This is a genomic window from Streptomyces hygroscopicus subsp. hygroscopicus, assembly GCF_030269125.1.
Taxonomy (GTDB): domain Bacteria; phylum Actinomycetota; class Actinomycetes; order Streptomycetales; family Streptomycetaceae; genus Streptomyces; species Streptomyces hygroscopicus_C.
Genome location: NZ_BSSM01000023.1, coordinates 14,789 through 29,322 on the forward strand (window position 1 = coordinate 14,789; position 14,534 = coordinate 29,322).

A 14,534-nucleotide genomic window follows, 5' to 3' on the forward strand; every position below is an offset into this window, starting at 1 on the left:
CCGGCCCGCCGCTCGCCCCCGACGGGGCCGGCCGGGTTGGGCCAACCCCGTCGACATGGGCTGTCGGTGAGACAAAGTACTCTTGAGCCCATGCCTGAACGCCGTACCGTCGCACTCGTCACTCTCGGCTGCGCCCGTAACGAGGTGGATTCCGAGGAGCTCGCAGGCCGTTTGGAGGCGGACGGCTGGCAGCTCGTCGAGGACGCCGCGGACGCAGACGTCGCCGTCGTCAACACCTGTGGCTTTGTCGAGGCCGCCAAGAAGGACTCCGTCGACGCCCTCCTGGAGGCCAACGACCTCAAGGGCCATGGCAGAACCCAGGCCGTCGTGGCGGTGGGCTGCATGGCCGAGCGGTACGGCAAGGAACTGGCCGAGGCGCTGCCCGAGGCCGACGGCGTGCTCGGCTTCGACGACTACACGGACATCTCCGACCGCCTGCAGACCATCCTCTCCGGCGGCATCCACGCCTCGCACACGCCCCGCGACCGCCGCAAGCTGCTGCCGATCAGCCCGGCCGAGCGCCAGGACTCGGCCGCCTCCGTCGCGCTGCCCGGCCACGGCCCGACCGACCTGCCCGAGGGGGTGGCGCCCGCATCCGGCCCCCGCGCGCCCCTGCGCCGCCGCCTGGACGGCGCGCCGGTCGCCTCGGTGAAGCTCGCCTCCGGCTGCGACCGCCGGTGCTCCTTCTGCGCCATCCCGTCCTTCCGCGGCTCCTTCATCTCCCGCCGCCCCAGCGACGTCCTGGGCGAGACGCGCTGGCTGGCCGAGCAGGGCGTGAAGGAGGTCATGCTGGTCTCCGAGAACAACACGTCGTACGGCAAGGACCTCGGCGACATCCGCCTGCTGGAGTCGCTGCTGCCCGAACTGGCGGGGGTCGACGGCATCGAGCGGGTCCGCGTGAGCTACCTCCAGCCGGCCGAGATGCGCCCCGGCCTGATCGACGTGCTCACCTCGACGCCCAAGATCGCGCCGTACTTCGACCTCTCCTTCCAGCACTCGGCGCCCGGCGTGCTGCGCGCCATGCGCCGCTTCGGCGACACCGACCGCTTCCTGGAACTGCTCGACACCATCCGCTCCAAGGCCCCCGAGGCCGGCGTGCGCTCCAACTTCATCGTCGGCTTCCCCGGCGAGAGCGAGGCGGACCTCGCCGAACTGGAGCGCTTCCTGACCGGCGCCCGCCTGGACGCCATCGGCGTCTTCGGCTACTCCGACGAGGAGGGCACCGAGGCGGCGACCTACGACGGCAAGCTGGACGAGGACGTCGTCGCCGAGCGCCTGGCCCACATCTCCCGGCTCGCCGAGGAACTGGTCTCGCAGCGCGCCGAGGAGCGCGTCGGCGAGAGCGTGCACGTCCTGGTCGAGTCGGTGGACGACGAGGAGGGCGTGTACGGCCGCGCCGCGCACCAGGCGCCCGAGACCGACGGCCAGGTGCTGCTCACGAGCGGCGAGGGCCTCGCCGTGGGACGTATGGTCGAGGCGAAGGTGGTCGGTACGGAGGGTGTCGACCTGGTGGCCGAGCCGCTGACCGGCTCGCTCGCGTGGAGTGAGGAGGCGGGCAGATGACCGGAGTCCCGGCTTCCGCCGCGGGCGGCTCCTCCGGCGCGCAGGGCGCCCGGGGCGGCGCCGCCGCTGCCGACGGAGTTGCGTCCGAGGTCTCCGGTTCCGCATCCGCATCCGCTCCCGACGCCGGCACGACGGGCGAGGGGAGGTCCGCGCGCGGCGGCAAGATCACGGCCGCGGCGGTCAACCAGGCGAGCGTATGGAACGTCGCCAACCTGCTGACCATGCTCCGGCTGCTCCTGGTGCCCGGCTTCGTGGCGCTGATGCTGGCGGGCGGCGGTTACGACCCGGCCTGGCGCTCGCTGGCGTGGGCGGCCTTCGCCATCGCCATGATCACCGACCTGTTCGACGGTCACCTGGCGCGTACCTACAACCTGGTCACCGACTTCGGCAAGATCGCCGACCCCATCGCCGACAAGGCGATCATGGGCGCGGCGCTGATCTGTCTGTCCTCCCTCGGTGATCTGCCGTGGTGGGTGACGGCCGTCATCCTCGGCCGGGAACTCGGCATCACCCTGATGCGTTTTCTGGTCATTCGCTACGGCGTGATCCCGGCCAGCCGCGGCGGCAAGCTGAAGACCCTCACCCAGGGCGTGGCCGTCGGCATGTACGTGCTGGCGCTGACCGGGTGGCTGGCCACGCTGCGGTTCTGGGTGATGGCCGCGGCGGTCGTCCTGACCGTCGTCACCGGTCTCGACTATGTAAGACAGGCCATTGTGCTGCGCAGGCAGGGAATCGCCGAGCGCGCGGCGGCGTTGGAGGAGACGGAAGCGTGAGTTCCCCGGCCACCGAACTGGTGCGACTACTGACAGTGAGGGGTGAGACCCTTGCGGTCGCCGAGTCGCTCACGGGTGGCCTGGTCGCGGCGGAGATCACCGCGGTGCCCGGAGCGTCCAAGGTGTTCCGGGGCTCGGTGACCGCCTACGCCACCGAGCTGAAGCACCGGCTGCTGGGCGTCGACGCGGCTCTCCTGGAGCGGCGTGGCGCGGTGGACCCGCAGGTCGCGGCCCAGATGGCGGCCGGGGTGCGGAAGGCTCTCGGCGCCGACTGGGGCATCGCGACCACCGGGGTCGCGGGCCCCGATCCGCAGGACGGCCAGCCCGTCGGCACGGTCTTCGTGGCCGCTGACGGACCGCTGACGGCCCCCGCGTCCTCCGCCGGTGGCGGAAAAGTGGAGGCCCTGCGGTTGAACGGCAGCCGTGCGGAAATCCGTAGGGAGAGTGTACGGAGCGTACTCGCACTGCTCCTGGGGCAGATTGCGGGCGAACAGTCTGGGAATGAGCGGGCACAGGATACGGAACGGAACGGGGGGTTTTGATGTTTGCAGCCCTGAGTGAACACGACATCGCTCCCCGCACGGCCGCAGCGCGAGGCGGTACGGTGGGGCGAGAAGGATGCGGCTACGCGGTCCGAGGAGGGAGCCACCGATGATTCTGCTCCGTCGCCTGCTGGGTGACGTGCTGCGTCGGCAGCGCCAACGCCAGGGCCGTACTCTGCGCGAAGTCTCCTCGTCCGCCCGAGTCTCACTCGGCTATCTCTCCGAGGTGGAGCGGGGGCAGAAGGAGGCTTCCTCCGAGCTGCTCTCCGCCATCTGCGACGCGCTGGACGTACGGATGTCGGAACTCATGCGAGAGGTGAGCGACGAACTGGCGCTCGCCGAGCTGGCCCAGTCCGCCGCGGCCACCGAGCCCGTGCCCACGCCGGTCCGTCCGATGCTGGGTTCCGTCTCGGTGACCGGTGTGCCACCGGAACGGGTGACCATCAAGGCGCCCGCGAAGGCGGTGGACGTGGTCGCCGCCTGAGGTACGCGGCGGCACGATCGACAGACATGCGTGAGGCCCCGGCCGGGCTCCTCGGAACGAATCCGAGGAGTGTGGCCGGGGTTTCCGCTGCGTGCCCGTGTTTTACGTCGTCTGCCCGTCGATGCGTCCATTTGCCCGGGTCGGGTGGGGCGGTCATGGTGGAGGGACGTGACGGCCGCGAGGGCCGCCGGACGCCGGAGGAAGCGGATGTACGTCGTGAAGAGCCCGTTGGCCGACGCGGACCTGAAGACCGTGGCCGAGGCGCTGCAGGGCGCCCTCGTCGATCTGGTGGACCTGTCCCTGGTCGCCAAGCAGATCCACTGGAACGTGGTCGGGCCCCGCTTCCGTTCCGTCCACCTCCAGCTGGACGAGGTCGTCGCCTCCGCCCGCACCCATTCCGACACGGTGGCCGAACGCGCCTCGTCGCTGGGTGTGCCGCCCGACGGCCGCGCCGCCACGGTGTCCTCCCACAGCGGCATCAAGACCACCGCCTCGGGATGGATCAAGGACGGGGACGCGGTGGGGGCGATGGTGGACGCGCTCGGCTCGGTCATCACCCGGATGCGGGAGCGCGTACACGCGACCGAGCAGCCGGACCCGGTGTCCCAGGACATCTTCATCCAGATCACCGCCGACCTGGAGAAACATCACTGGATGTTCCAGGCGGAGAACGCGTAGCGGCTGCCGGTGCCGCCGGGGCGGGTGGGCGTCCGGCGTCCGGCGGGAGGTGGTGGGCATGACGGGGCGGGCGGTGCGCCGGGCGGCGGCGCTGGGATGCGGCGCGGTGTGGTGGTGGGCGGTGCTGCGGCTCGCCCTGGGGCAGGGCACGGGCGTACTGGAAGCGGCGGTCGCGGCCGGCGGGTGGGGGCTGAGTGTGCTGCCGGTGCACTGCGCGCCCAGGGGGAGGGCGGTGGGCATCCTGCTCCCGGGACGTTGGGCGGCGGCGTGGCGGGGCGGAGAGGCCCACGGGGGGCGGCCACCGCGGCCGTGTGCGGACGGGGCGCGCTCGGGTTCGGGTGAGGCGTGTGCGGACGGAGCGTGTCCTGGCGGAGTGTGCTCGCAGGAGGCGCGCTCGGGCGGGGCGGGTTCGGGGGGAGTGTGCCCGGACGGGGTGTCCGGCCCGTCGTGAACGTCGGCCGGTGCCGGGCCGTCCCTGGGTGAGCCGCCGGTGGTGCCGGACCGTCCTCCGGCGAACCGTCAGGTGGGAGTACGACGGTACCGTTCGCGCCAGCGCTGGGGCGCGCCCGGCGCCGGGGCCGGGCCGGTCTGGCAGGTCGGGCACCAGTAGGTGGGGCGGTCCTGGGAGCCGTCGCCCTGGTCGGCGACGCGGACCGGGGTGCGGCAGCGCAAACAGGGGCGCGGGGCGCGGCCGTACACGAACAGGTCGTGCCGGTGCAGGCCCGTGGTCTGGCGGACCGGGCGATCGCGGTTGGACTCCAGCAGCCGGTGGGCGAGGCCGGGCAGCTTCTCGGCGCGGTCCGCGGGGAGCGCGCCGACGGGCAGCCAGGGGGTGGCGCCGAGCAGGAAGCACAGCTCGCTCTTGTAGACGTTGCCGATCCCGGCGAGATTGCGCTGGTCCAGAAGGGCCTCGCCGAGGGGGCGGGCGGGGTCCGTGAACAGATTGGCGAGGGCGCGCTCCGGGTCCCAGTCAGGGCCGAGCAGATCGGGCCCGAGGTGGCCGACCACGCGCTCCTCCTCGGTGCTGCGCAGCAGTTCGAGCACCTGGAGGCGGTAGCCGACGGCTGTGCGGTCGGCGGTGCCGAGGACGGCGCGGATCTGGTGGCCCGGCCCGCCGCGCCAGCGCTCGTCCGTGCCGTACACCTTCCACGCGCCCTCCATGCGCAGATGCGTGTGCAGGGTCAGGCCGCCCTCGAACCGGGTGAGCAGGTGTTTGCCGCGAGGGACGGTGCTCAGCACCCGGCGGCCGGTGAGGTCGACCGTGGCGTACTTCGGCACCCGGAAGTCACTGCGGGTCAGCGCCTTGCCCGCGAGCGCCTCGTGCAGCCGCCGCGCGGCCTGCCAGACCGTGTCACCTTCGGGCATGGGTCAAGGGTGCCACGGCGGGGGTCGGGCGGGGAGCGCCGAGGGGGGCGGGGGCCGGGGGAGAGGCAGTGGTGGGGGAGGGGACGGTGAGGGGGGCGAGAGGGGGCGGGCGCGAGGTGCGTCGGCGGGGAGGATGCGGAGGAGACCGCGAGGTGGGCCGGGCGGCATGGGGCGTCGGTAGGGGTGGGGGAGCCGCCGGGCGGCGCGGGGGAGCCGCGGCGGTGCCGGGGGCGGGAGCCGGGAAGGGGGTCCGAGGGAGCGTCCTCGGGGCAGAGGGAGCGTCCTCGGGAGAGATAGGGGTGTTGGGGGTGCGGGCGGGTGGCGGTGTCGGGGGTGGGAGGAGTGGAGGTTGTCAGGGAGAGGTGGGGATGGTGGGTGCGAGGGACGGTTCCTGGCGTGTGCCGGATTGCCGGTGTTTGGGTGGTGGGGCCGCGCTGGGAGGCGGTGTGTAGGAGGTTCCGGGGAGGGACTGGGGACGATCCTTGCCGTGTGCCGTGTGCCGTGTGCCGTGTGCCGTGTGCCGTGTGCCGGTGGTTTCCTGGTCCGGCGCGGCGTCGGGGGAGTTGGCGTGCCGGAGGGGTATGGGGCGCGTCGGGCGTGCGGGACGGTTCTTGGAGTGTGCCGGTGTTCCGGTGTGCGCGAAGGAGGGTTCTCGGCGGGTGCCGGCGGTCCGGTGTGTGGAAGGCGCGGCGGTGTCGGAGGTGGGTGCGCCGGCGGTGCCGGTGGGGCCGGAGTCGCCGGGCGCACCGTCGGCTCACGCCCTCAGGCGCAGGCCCCGTGGGGTGGCCACGAAGCCCGCGGCTTCCAGGAGGGTGCCTATGGGCGAGGTCAGGGCCTGGGTGCCGTTGATCCGCTCGACGGTGACGGTGCCGAGGGAACCGGCTCGGGCGGCCGCGGCCAGGGCCTCGGCGGCCGTGCGCAGCCGGGGGTCGTCGGCGGCCCCGGTGTCCGGGGAGACCGGCCAGGCCAGGAGCGTCTTGCCGCCACGCTCCATGTACAGGGTCAGCTCGCCCTCCACCAGCACGACCAGGGAACCCGCCTTGCGGCCCGGCTTGTGTCCGGCGCCGGTCGGCGGCTCGGGCCAGGACAGGGCCGCGCCGTAGGCGTTCGCCGGGTCGGCCGCGGCGAGGACGACGGCACGGGAGTCGGGGGAGCGGTCCCTGCCGGAGCCCTGATAGGTCCCCAAGGCTCCACGCGGGCGCCGGCCGGTGGAACCGCCGCCCCGCGGACCGCCGTAGCCGGGGGCGGCGAAGGGGTCGGCGAGGTCGCGGGGCGAGACGTAGCCGCCGGGATCGCCGGACGGGTCGGCCGGCGGCCAGGTGAAGTCGCCGTCGAGACCGGGGTGGGCGAAGCCCGCTTCGGCGTCGGAAGCGGTGTGGCCGTGCGGTCCGCCGTCCGTGCCGGGGAAGCCGTCCGGGTCGGTCGGTCCGGGCGCGGCGAAGCCGTTGGCCGGGGAGGGCGGGGACTCGCCCCGGTCGCGGGCATTGGACACCGCGCGCAGCCGGTCCACCGCGCCGTTCATGGCGAACTGGGCCGCGCCGAGCCCCTCGACCACGTAACCGCGTCGGGCCTGGCCGCTGTCCTCGAAGGCGGACAGCACCCGGTACACCGCCGAGAAGCCACCCTCCACGCCCTCCGCGGTGACCGCTCCCCGGGTCACCACGCCGTGCCGGTCCAGCAGGGTGCGGGCCAGCGCGTGCGCGCGCACGGTGGGGTCCGGCTCGGCCACGGGCAGCAGGGACCAGCGGCCCGCGACGGTCGGCGGGCCGGTGCGGGAGGCCGTGCGGGCCGCCGCCGTCAGGGAGCCGTACCGCCCGCGCGGCACCGCGCGCTTGGCACGGTGGGCGGTCGAACCCGCCGTGCGGCCCGAGCCCAGCAGGGAACGCATCGGCGCCAGCGTGTCGTTGGTGAGCCGACCCGACCACGCCAGGTCCCAGAGGACGTCGGCCAGTTGGGGGTCGGTCGCCTCGGGGTGCGTGGTGGCGCGGACCTGGTCGGCGATCTGCCGGAAGAAGAGGCCGTAGCCGCCGGACAGCGCGTCCAGGACGGACTGGTGGAGCGCGGTCGGCTCCAGGGGATGCGGCGCCGGGAGCAACAGCGGTGCCGTGTCCGCCAGATAGAGGGAGACCCAGCCGTCCTTGCCGGGCAGGGCGCCCGCGCCGGCCCACACCACCTCGCCGGCCGCGGTCAGCTCGTCCAGCATCGACGGCGCGTAGTTCGCCACCCGGGACGGCAGCACCAGCTTCTCCAGCGCGGAGGCGGGCACGGAGGCGCCCTGCAACTGCTCGACGGCGCGCACCAGTCCGTCGATGCCGCGCAGCCCGTGCCCCTTGCCGATGTGCTGCCACTGCGGGAGGAACTGGGCGAGCGCGGCGGGCGGTACGGGTTCCAGCTCGTGCCGCAGAGCCGCCAGGGAGCGGCGGCGCAGTCGCCGCAGCACCGTGGCGTCGCACCACTCCTGGCCGATGCCCGCCGGATGGAACTCGCCCTGCACCACCCGGCCGCTCGCGGCGAGCCGCTGGAGGGCACCGTCGGTGATCGCCACGCCCAGGCCGAAGCGGTCGGCCGCGGTGGCCGAGGTGAACGGGCCGTGCGTACGGGCGTACCGCGCGAGGAGGTCGCCCAGCGGGTCCTTGACCGGTTCGGTGAAGGCCTCGGGGACGCCGACGGGCAGCGCGGTGCCGAGCGCGTCGCGTAGCCGGCCCGCGTCCTCGATCGCCGCCCAGTGGTCGGCGCCGGCGATCCGGACCTTGATCGCCCGGCGCGCCCCGGCCAGCTCGCGCACCCAGTGCGGATCCGCGCCCCGCGCCACCAACTCGGCCTCGGTGAGCGGGCCGAGCAGACGCAGCACGTCGGCGACGCCCTCCACGTCCTTGACCCGGCGGTCCTCGGTCAGCCACTGGAGTTCGCGCTCCAGCTCGGTCAGCATCTCGGCGTCGAGGAGTTCGCGCAGCTCCGCCTGGCCCAGCAGCTCGGCCAGCAGCCGGGAGTCCAGGGAGAGCGCGGCGGCCCGGCGCTCGGCCAGCGGGGAGTCGCCCTCGTACAGGAACTGGGCGACGTACCCGAACAGGAGGGAGCGGGCGAAGGGGGACGGCTCCGGGGTGGTGACCTCGACCAGGCGCACCTTGCGGGACTCGATGTCGCCCATCAGCTCGGCGAGGCCGGGTACGTCGAAGACGTCCTGGAGGCATTCGCGGACGGCCTCCAGGACGATCGGGAACGAGCCGAACTCGCTCGCCACCTGGAGCAGTTGTGCCGCCCGCTGGCGCTGCTGCCACAGCGGGGTGCGCTTGCCCGGGTTGCGGCGCGGCAGCAGCAGGGCGCGGGCGGCGCACTCGCGGAACCGGGAGGCGAACAGGGCCGAGCCGCCGACCTGGTCGGTGACCACCTGGTCGACCTCGCCCTTGTCGAAGGCGACATCGGCCGCGCCGACGGGCGCCTGTTCGCTGTCGTACTCCGTGCCCGCCTTCACGGGCTCCTGGTCGAGCAGGTCGAGGCTCATCAGGTCGGCGTCGGGCAGGCGCAGCACGATGCCGTCGTCGGCGTGCATGACCTGCGCGTCCATGCCGTACCGCTCGGACAGCCGGGCGCCGAGCGCGAGGGCCCAGGGGGCGTGCACCTGGGCGCCGAAGGGGGAGTGCACGACGACCCGCCAGTCGCCCAGCTCGTCGCGGAAGCGCTCCACGACGATCGTGCGGTCGTCCGGGACATGGCCGCAGGCCTCGCGCTGCTCCCGCAGATACGCCAGTACGTTGTCCGCCGCCCACGCGTCCAGGCCCGCGGCGAGCAGCCGCGGCCGGGCGTCGTCCGGGGACAGCGAGCCGACCTCGCGCAGGAACGCCCCTACCGCGCGGCCCAGTTCGAGCGGGCGGCCCAGCTGGTCGCCCTTCCAGAACGGCAGCCGGCCCGGCACGCCCGGCGCGGGGGAGACCAGGACCCGGTCGCGGGTGATGTCCTCGATGCGCCAGGAACTGGTGCCCAGTGTGAAGACGTCGCCCACCCGGGACTCGTAGACCATCTCCTCGTCCAGCTCCCCGACCCGGCCGCCGCCCTTCTTGGGGTCGGACCCGGCGAGGAAGACCCCGAACAGGCCCCGGTCCGGGATGGTGCCGCCGGAGGTGACGGCCAGCCGCTGGGCGCCCGGACGGCCGGTGATGGTGCCCGCCACCCGGTCCCACACCACACGGGGGCGCAGTTCAGCGAACGCGTCCGACGGGTAGCGCCCCGCGAGCATGTCGAGGACCGCGGTGAACGCCGACTCCGGGAGCGCGGCGAAGGGGGCCGCGCGGCGCACCATGGCCAGCAGGTCGTCGAACTGCCAGGTGTCCATCGCCGTCATGGCGACGAGTTGCTGGGCAAGGACGTCCAGCGGGTTCGCGGGCACCTTCAGGGACTCGATGGCACCCGTGCGCATCCGCTCGGTCACGACGGCCGCCTGCACCAGGTCGCCCCGGTACTTGGGGAAGACGACGCCGGTGGAGACGGCGCCCACCTGGTGTCCGGCACGGCCGACGCGCTGGAGCCCGGAGGCCACCGAGGGCGGGGACTCCACCTGGACGACGAGATCGACGGCGCCCATGTCGATGCCCAGCTCCAGGCTGGAGGTGGCGACCACGGCGGGCAACCGGCCCGCCTTCAGGTCCTCCTCGACCAGCGCGCGCTGCTCCTTGGACACCGAGCCGTGGTGGGCGCGGGCGATCACCGGGGGCGCGCCCTGGGCCGCGCCCGAGCCGCCCATCAGCTGGGCCGGGGCGTGGTGCTCGGCCAGCGGCTCGCCCGTGGCGCGTTCGTACGCGATCTCGTTGAGCCGGTTGCACAGGCGCTCGGCGAGGCGCCGGGAGTTGGCGAAGACGATGGTGGAGCGGTGCGACTGGACCAGGTCGGCGATCCGCTCCTCCACATGCGGCCAGATCGACGGCCGCTCCCCGCCGTCGGCCGCGTCGGTGGCCGGGGAGCCGCCCAGCTCGCCCATGTCCTCGATCGGCACGACCACGGAGAGGTCGAACTCCTTGCCGGACGCGGGCTGGACGGTCTCCACCTTGCGGCGCGGCGAGAGGTAGCGGGCGATCTCGTCCACCGGGCGCACGGTCGCCGACAGGCCGATCCGCCGGGCCGGCTTCGGCAGCAGTTCGTCGAGGCGCTCCAGGGAGAGCGCGAGATGCGCGCCGCGCTTGGTGCCGGCGACCGCGTGCACCTCGTCCAGGATCACCGTCTCCACTCCGGTGAGCGCGTCGCGGGTGGCCGAGGTCAGCATCAGGAAGAGCGACTCGGGGGTGGTGATCAGGATGTCCGGCGGGCGCGTGGACAGGGCGCGGCGCTCGGCGGCCGGGGTGTCGCCGGAGCGGATGCCGACCTTGACCTCGGGCTCGGGCAGCCCGAGGCGCACGGACTCCTGGCGGATACCGGTCAGCGGGCTGCGCAGATTGCGCTCGACGTCGACCGCGAGGGCCTTCAGCGGTGAGACGTACAGCACCCGGCAGCGCTTGCGCGGGTCGGCCGGGGGCGGCGTCGAGGCCAGCTGGTCCAGGGCGGCGAGGAACGCGGCCAGCGTCTTGCCCGACCCGGTCGGCGCGACCACCAGCACGTCCGAGCCCGCCTGGATGGCCTGCCACGCGCCCGCCTGGGCCGCGGTGGGCGCGGAGAACGCCCCCGCGAACCAGCCGCGGGTCGCGGGGGAGAAGCCATCGAGGGCCCGGTGTGCGGAGCTGACCATGCGTCCATCCTGCACCCGACCACTGACAATCGTGCTGACCTGGGCAAATGCCACGATCCTGCGGGGGGCGAGGGCGGGACGCGGCCGATGCGGCGGACAATGGGCCCATGGCAGGCACGGCTGGACGGCAGGAGGACCGCCCGCCCCGGGACCCGGCGCGGCGACCGGTGGAGCGGGCGCGGCACTGGCGCTACGAGGAGCTGCCCGGCGTCGACCTGCTGCGCGCCCGGTACGTCCACAAGACCTTCGTGCGGCACACCCACGAGAATTTCGTGATCGCCGCCATCGTCGACGGTGTCGAGGTGTTCCACCACGGCGGCTCCGACGTGTCCGCGGGCGCGGGCGCCCTCGCGCTGGTCAACCCGGACACCCCGCACACCGGCCGGGCCGGGGTCCCGGAGGGCTGGCGGTACGGCGCGGTCTATCCCTCGCCCGAGGTGGTGGCGGCGATAGCGGCGGAGACCACGACGCTGCGCGGCACCCCCGGTTTCGTCAGCCCCGTCCTCGACGACCCGTCGACCGTCCGTCTCGTGCACGAGGTGCTGCGCGCCGCCGAGGAGGGCGACGCGCTGGCCGCCGACACCCTGCTGCGGGTTGCCGTGACCCGGCTGCTCCGGCTGAACGGCGGACCGCTGCCCGAGCGGCGGCGGCGCACGGCCGGGGCGCGGATCGCGGCCCGCGCGCGGGCCGTGCTGGAGGAGCGCATGGCCGGGCCGCCGACCCTGGAACGGCTCGCCGGCGATCTCGGGACCAGCCCGTTCGCGCTGCTGCGGGCCTTCCGGGACAGCTACGGCATGCCGCCGCACACCTGGCTGACCGATGCCCGGGTACGCCGCGCGCGACTGCTGCTGGACACCGGGATGCGGCCCGCCGAGGCGGCCGTCGCCGTCGGCTTCAGCGACCAGCCGCACCTCAACCGGCACTTCGCCCGGATCGTCGGCGTGCCTCCGGGCGCCTACCAGCGTGAGCGCGGCGGCGCGGGCGGGCGCGGGAACGCGAACAGTCGGAGGCGCAAGAACGTACAAGACTCGGACTGACGTTCGTCCGTACGGTCCCGGGTGTGGCACAGCGGACAACAGCACCAGCGGACATGGCCGACGGCGTGGCCAAGCCGGACGCGGCCGTCGTACGGGACGCCCTCGGGGTCGGCGTCGCCGTGGGCCTGTCCGGGTTCGCCTTCGGGGTGACCTCGGCCGGCAGCGGGCTCGGACTCCTCCAGACCTGTGTTCTCAGCCTCCTGGTGTTCACGGGTGCCTCCCAGTTCGCCCTGGTCGGAGCGCTCGCGGCCGGGGGCAGCCCGTACACCGCCGCGGCCGGTGCCTTCTTCCTGGGCGTCCGCAACGCGTTCTACGGGCTGCGTCTGTCGCAGCTGCTCGCGCTTCCGCGCGCGGTACGGCCTCTCGCCGCCCAGTGGGTGATCGACGAGACCACGGCGGTCACCCTGGCGCAGCCCACCCGGCGCGCGGCGCGGATCGGCTTCACGGTCACCGGGCTCACCCTCTACGTGCTGTGGAACCTCACCACCCTGCTCGGCGCCCTGGGCGCCAAGGCCATCGGCGACACGCGCGCGTGGGGCCTGGACGCGGCCGGTCCCGCGGTGTTCCTGGCCCTGCTCGCGCCGATGCTGAGGTCGGCCACCGAGCGCGCCGTCGCGGGCCTCGCGGTGCTGCTGGGCCTCGGACTGCTGCCCGTCCTGCCGGCCGGGGTGCCGGTCCTGGCGGCGGCGCTGGCCGCGCCGGTCGCCCTGTTCGTATCGGGACGGAAGGCCATGGAGAAGGATGCGGAGGAGCGCCGGTGAACACCTGGATCGCGATCGGCCTGACCGTGCTCGGCTGTTACGCCGTCAAGCTGGCGGGCCTTCTGGTGCCGGCCCACGTCATCGAGCGACCGCTCGTGCGCCGCCTCGCCGCCCTGTTGCCCGTCGCCCTCCTCGCCGCGCTCACCGCGCAGCAGACGTTCGCCCAGGGGCACGCGCTGGTGCTGGACGCCAGGGCCGCGGGGCTCGGCGCGGCCGCCGTGGCACTGGTGCTGCGTGCGCCGTTCCTGGTGGTCGTCGCGGCGGCCGTGGTGGTGACGGCGGGCGTGCGGGCCCTCGGCGGCTGAGCCCTGTGCGCCGGATGAGCCGGGCGCACCGGGTTTGAGGCGGGTCAGCCCACAAAGCGGCCGTACGCCCGCAGGGTGCACAGCGCCTCGATCGTCGCCATGGAGCGCGCCTCCAGCGCGGGGACCGGCGCCCACCGGCGCCGGCGGATCGGCCAGCCGCCGTCCTCCCGCTGCCCGGCGGCCAGGTGGTCGAGTGAGCGCGCCATCTCGTCGTCGGTGAACCAGGCGCGCGCGAGGGAGGCGGGACTCCTGGCGAAGTCGTGCGGGAAGTGGTGCCCGCCCGGGGCGTGGCCGGGCACCGCCGTACGGGCGTCGAGCCGGTCAGGGTCCAGCACCGCGAGCCCCTGCCTCCGTACCAGGCGGCCGAGCCGGTCCGCGGCGGCCTGCGCGCGCGGGCGGTCGGGGACGGCGTCCAGGAAGGTGACGGCGGCCTGCACCTCGTACGGATGCGCCTCCTCCAGGGTCTCCACGGTCTGCCAGCAGAAGTCGGTGGCCCGGAACAGCCAGGCGTGCCACACCTCGTTGCGGTGCAGGAGCCCCACCACGGGGCCGGTGGTCAGCAGTGAGCCGCGCCCGTCCCCCGGGCCGGGGGGACCGGCGGCGGGAAGCTCGTCGACGGCCGGCGTCGCGGGATAGCCGTGCGCGCTCGGGTGGACCGTCGGCAGCGCGCCGTCCGCCGTCGAGACGGAGGTCAGATAGCGGCACACCCGCTCCACCCGCTGCCCGCCACACCGTCCGACGGCGTCCAGGACGCGCAGCGCGTGGGCGGTGTGCAGGGGCTGGCTCACGGGGCCGCGCAGATCGGGTTCCAGGGCGTGCCCGTACCCGCCGTCCTCGTTGCGATAGGCATCCAGCGCCGCCTCCACCGCGTCCGCGGTGCCGCGCAGGAAGTGGTACGCGAAGAGGCGCTGCTCCAGCACGCGCGCGGTGAGCCACACGAACTGCTCGGCGCTGAAGAGCGGGGAGCGCGCCGGGGGCGCGCAGGGGAGTGGGGAAGCTCCGGTTTCGGCCATGCGTCAGACCGTAGGACGGAATGCGCCCGTGGCAAGCGGTCCCGGGCGGGCCCCACTCTCAGGGGCGGGATGCCGGATTCACGCGGTTGACGGTCTTCCGGCAGCGGACGGCCCGCGCCTCTCGGAGCGGACCTGCGGCCGGCTCCGCCTGACGGTGTCCTGACAGGTCGAGCGGTGTGGTCCATTGCCCGGTTCCGGCAATCCGTACGAGGCCCCGGCGCCGCCGTTCGGCCGGGTTCCGGGTCCGGCGCCGGGAACGCCCGCCGCGGGACACCGGCGATCGAGCCGCCGGCGCGCTCC

The 14,534-nt window shown here is 74.2% G+C and carries 11 protein-coding genes; 8 read left to right on the plus strand and 3 right to left on the minus strand.

Translation table 11 applies throughout. The features are described from left to right. Window positions 1-90: 90 nt before the first annotated feature. The 5 genes from rimO (at window position 91) to QSK45_RS34655 (ending at window position 4,040) form a co-directional block, all read left to right on the plus strand. A complete protein-coding gene (rimO, locus tag QSK45_RS34635) occupies window positions 91-1,563 on the plus strand; it encodes a 30S ribosomal protein S12 methylthiotransferase RimO (protein ID WP_285562887.1) in 1,473 nt (490 codons plus the stop codon). Next, a complete protein-coding gene (gene pgsA, locus QSK45_RS34640; RefSeq protein ID WP_285562888.1) occupies window positions 1,560-2,336 on the plus strand; it encodes a CDP-diacylglycerol--glycerol-3-phosphate 3-phosphatidyltransferase in 777 nt (258 codons plus the stop codon). The genes rimO and pgsA overlap by 4 nt, the downstream gene beginning before the upstream one ends. Continuing rightward, the gene (locus tag QSK45_RS34645; RefSeq protein WP_285562889.1) at window positions 2,333-2,878 is read left to right on the plus strand and encodes a CinA family protein; all 546 of its coding nucleotides are present in this window, start codon (window positions 2,333-2,335) and stop codon (window positions 2,876-2,878) included. The genes pgsA and QSK45_RS34645 overlap by 4 nt, the downstream gene beginning before the upstream one ends. A 109-nt stretch (window positions 2,879-2,987) precedes the next feature. After that, a complete protein-coding gene (locus QSK45_RS34650) occupies window positions 2,988-3,362 on the plus strand; it encodes a helix-turn-helix domain-containing protein (protein ID WP_070026017.1) in 375 nt (124 codons plus the stop codon). A 207-nt stretch (window positions 3,363-3,569) separates the two neighbouring features. Beyond that, window positions 3,570-4,040: a Dps family protein gene (locus tag QSK45_RS34655; RefSeq protein WP_285562890.1), complete on the plus strand. Its 471-nt coding sequence runs from the start codon at window positions 3,570-3,572 to the stop codon at window positions 4,038-4,040. Window positions 4,041-4,559: 519 nt separating this feature from the next. Here QSK45_RS34655 and QSK45_RS34665 read toward each other — a convergent pair. Then, on the minus strand, window positions 4,560-5,405 hold the full coding sequence (locus QSK45_RS34665; protein WP_285562892.1) for an Fpg/Nei family DNA glycosylase: 846 nt from the start codon (window positions 5,403-5,405) through the stop codon (window positions 4,560-4,562). Window positions 5,406-6,159: 754 nt separating this feature from the next. Further along, window positions 6,160-11,118, minus strand: coding sequence for an ATP-dependent helicase (locus QSK45_RS34670; protein WP_285562893.1), 4,959 nt, complete (start codon window positions 11,116-11,118; stop codon window positions 6,160-6,162). Window positions 11,119-11,225: 107 nt separating this feature from the next. Between QSK45_RS34670 and QSK45_RS34675 the strand changes: the two genes are divergently transcribed. From QSK45_RS34675 to QSK45_RS34685, 3 genes are read left to right on the plus strand one after another with little or no spacing between them, the layout of a single operon-like run. Next, complete coding sequence (locus tag QSK45_RS34675; RefSeq protein ID WP_395483986.1) at window positions 11,226-12,155, plus strand: AraC family transcriptional regulator; 930 nt, start codon at window positions 11,226-11,228, stop codon at window positions 12,153-12,155. Window positions 12,156-12,208: 53 nt separating this feature from the next. Beyond that, the gene (locus tag QSK45_RS34680) at window positions 12,209-12,916 is read left to right on the plus strand and encodes an AzlC family ABC transporter permease (protein ID WP_285562894.1); all 708 of its coding nucleotides are present in this window, start codon (window positions 12,209-12,211) and stop codon (window positions 12,914-12,916) included. Continuing rightward, on the plus strand, window positions 12,913-13,221 hold the full coding sequence (locus QSK45_RS34685) for an AzlD domain-containing protein (RefSeq protein ID WP_285562895.1): 309 nt from the start codon (window positions 12,913-12,915) through the stop codon (window positions 13,219-13,221). Before QSK45_RS34680 ends, QSK45_RS34685 begins: the two co-directional genes overlap by 4 nt. A gap of 44 nt (window positions 13,222-13,265) precedes the next feature. On the opposite strand, the gene QSK45_RS34690 is transcribed toward QSK45_RS34685, so the two are convergent. Further along, window positions 13,266-14,234 carry a hypothetical protein gene (locus tag QSK45_RS34690; protein ID WP_285562896.1) on the minus strand — a complete coding sequence of 323 codons (969 nt, stop codon included), beginning with the start codon at window positions 14,232-14,234 and terminating at the stop codon, window positions 13,266-13,268. Window positions 14,235-14,534 lie beyond the last annotated feature (300 nt).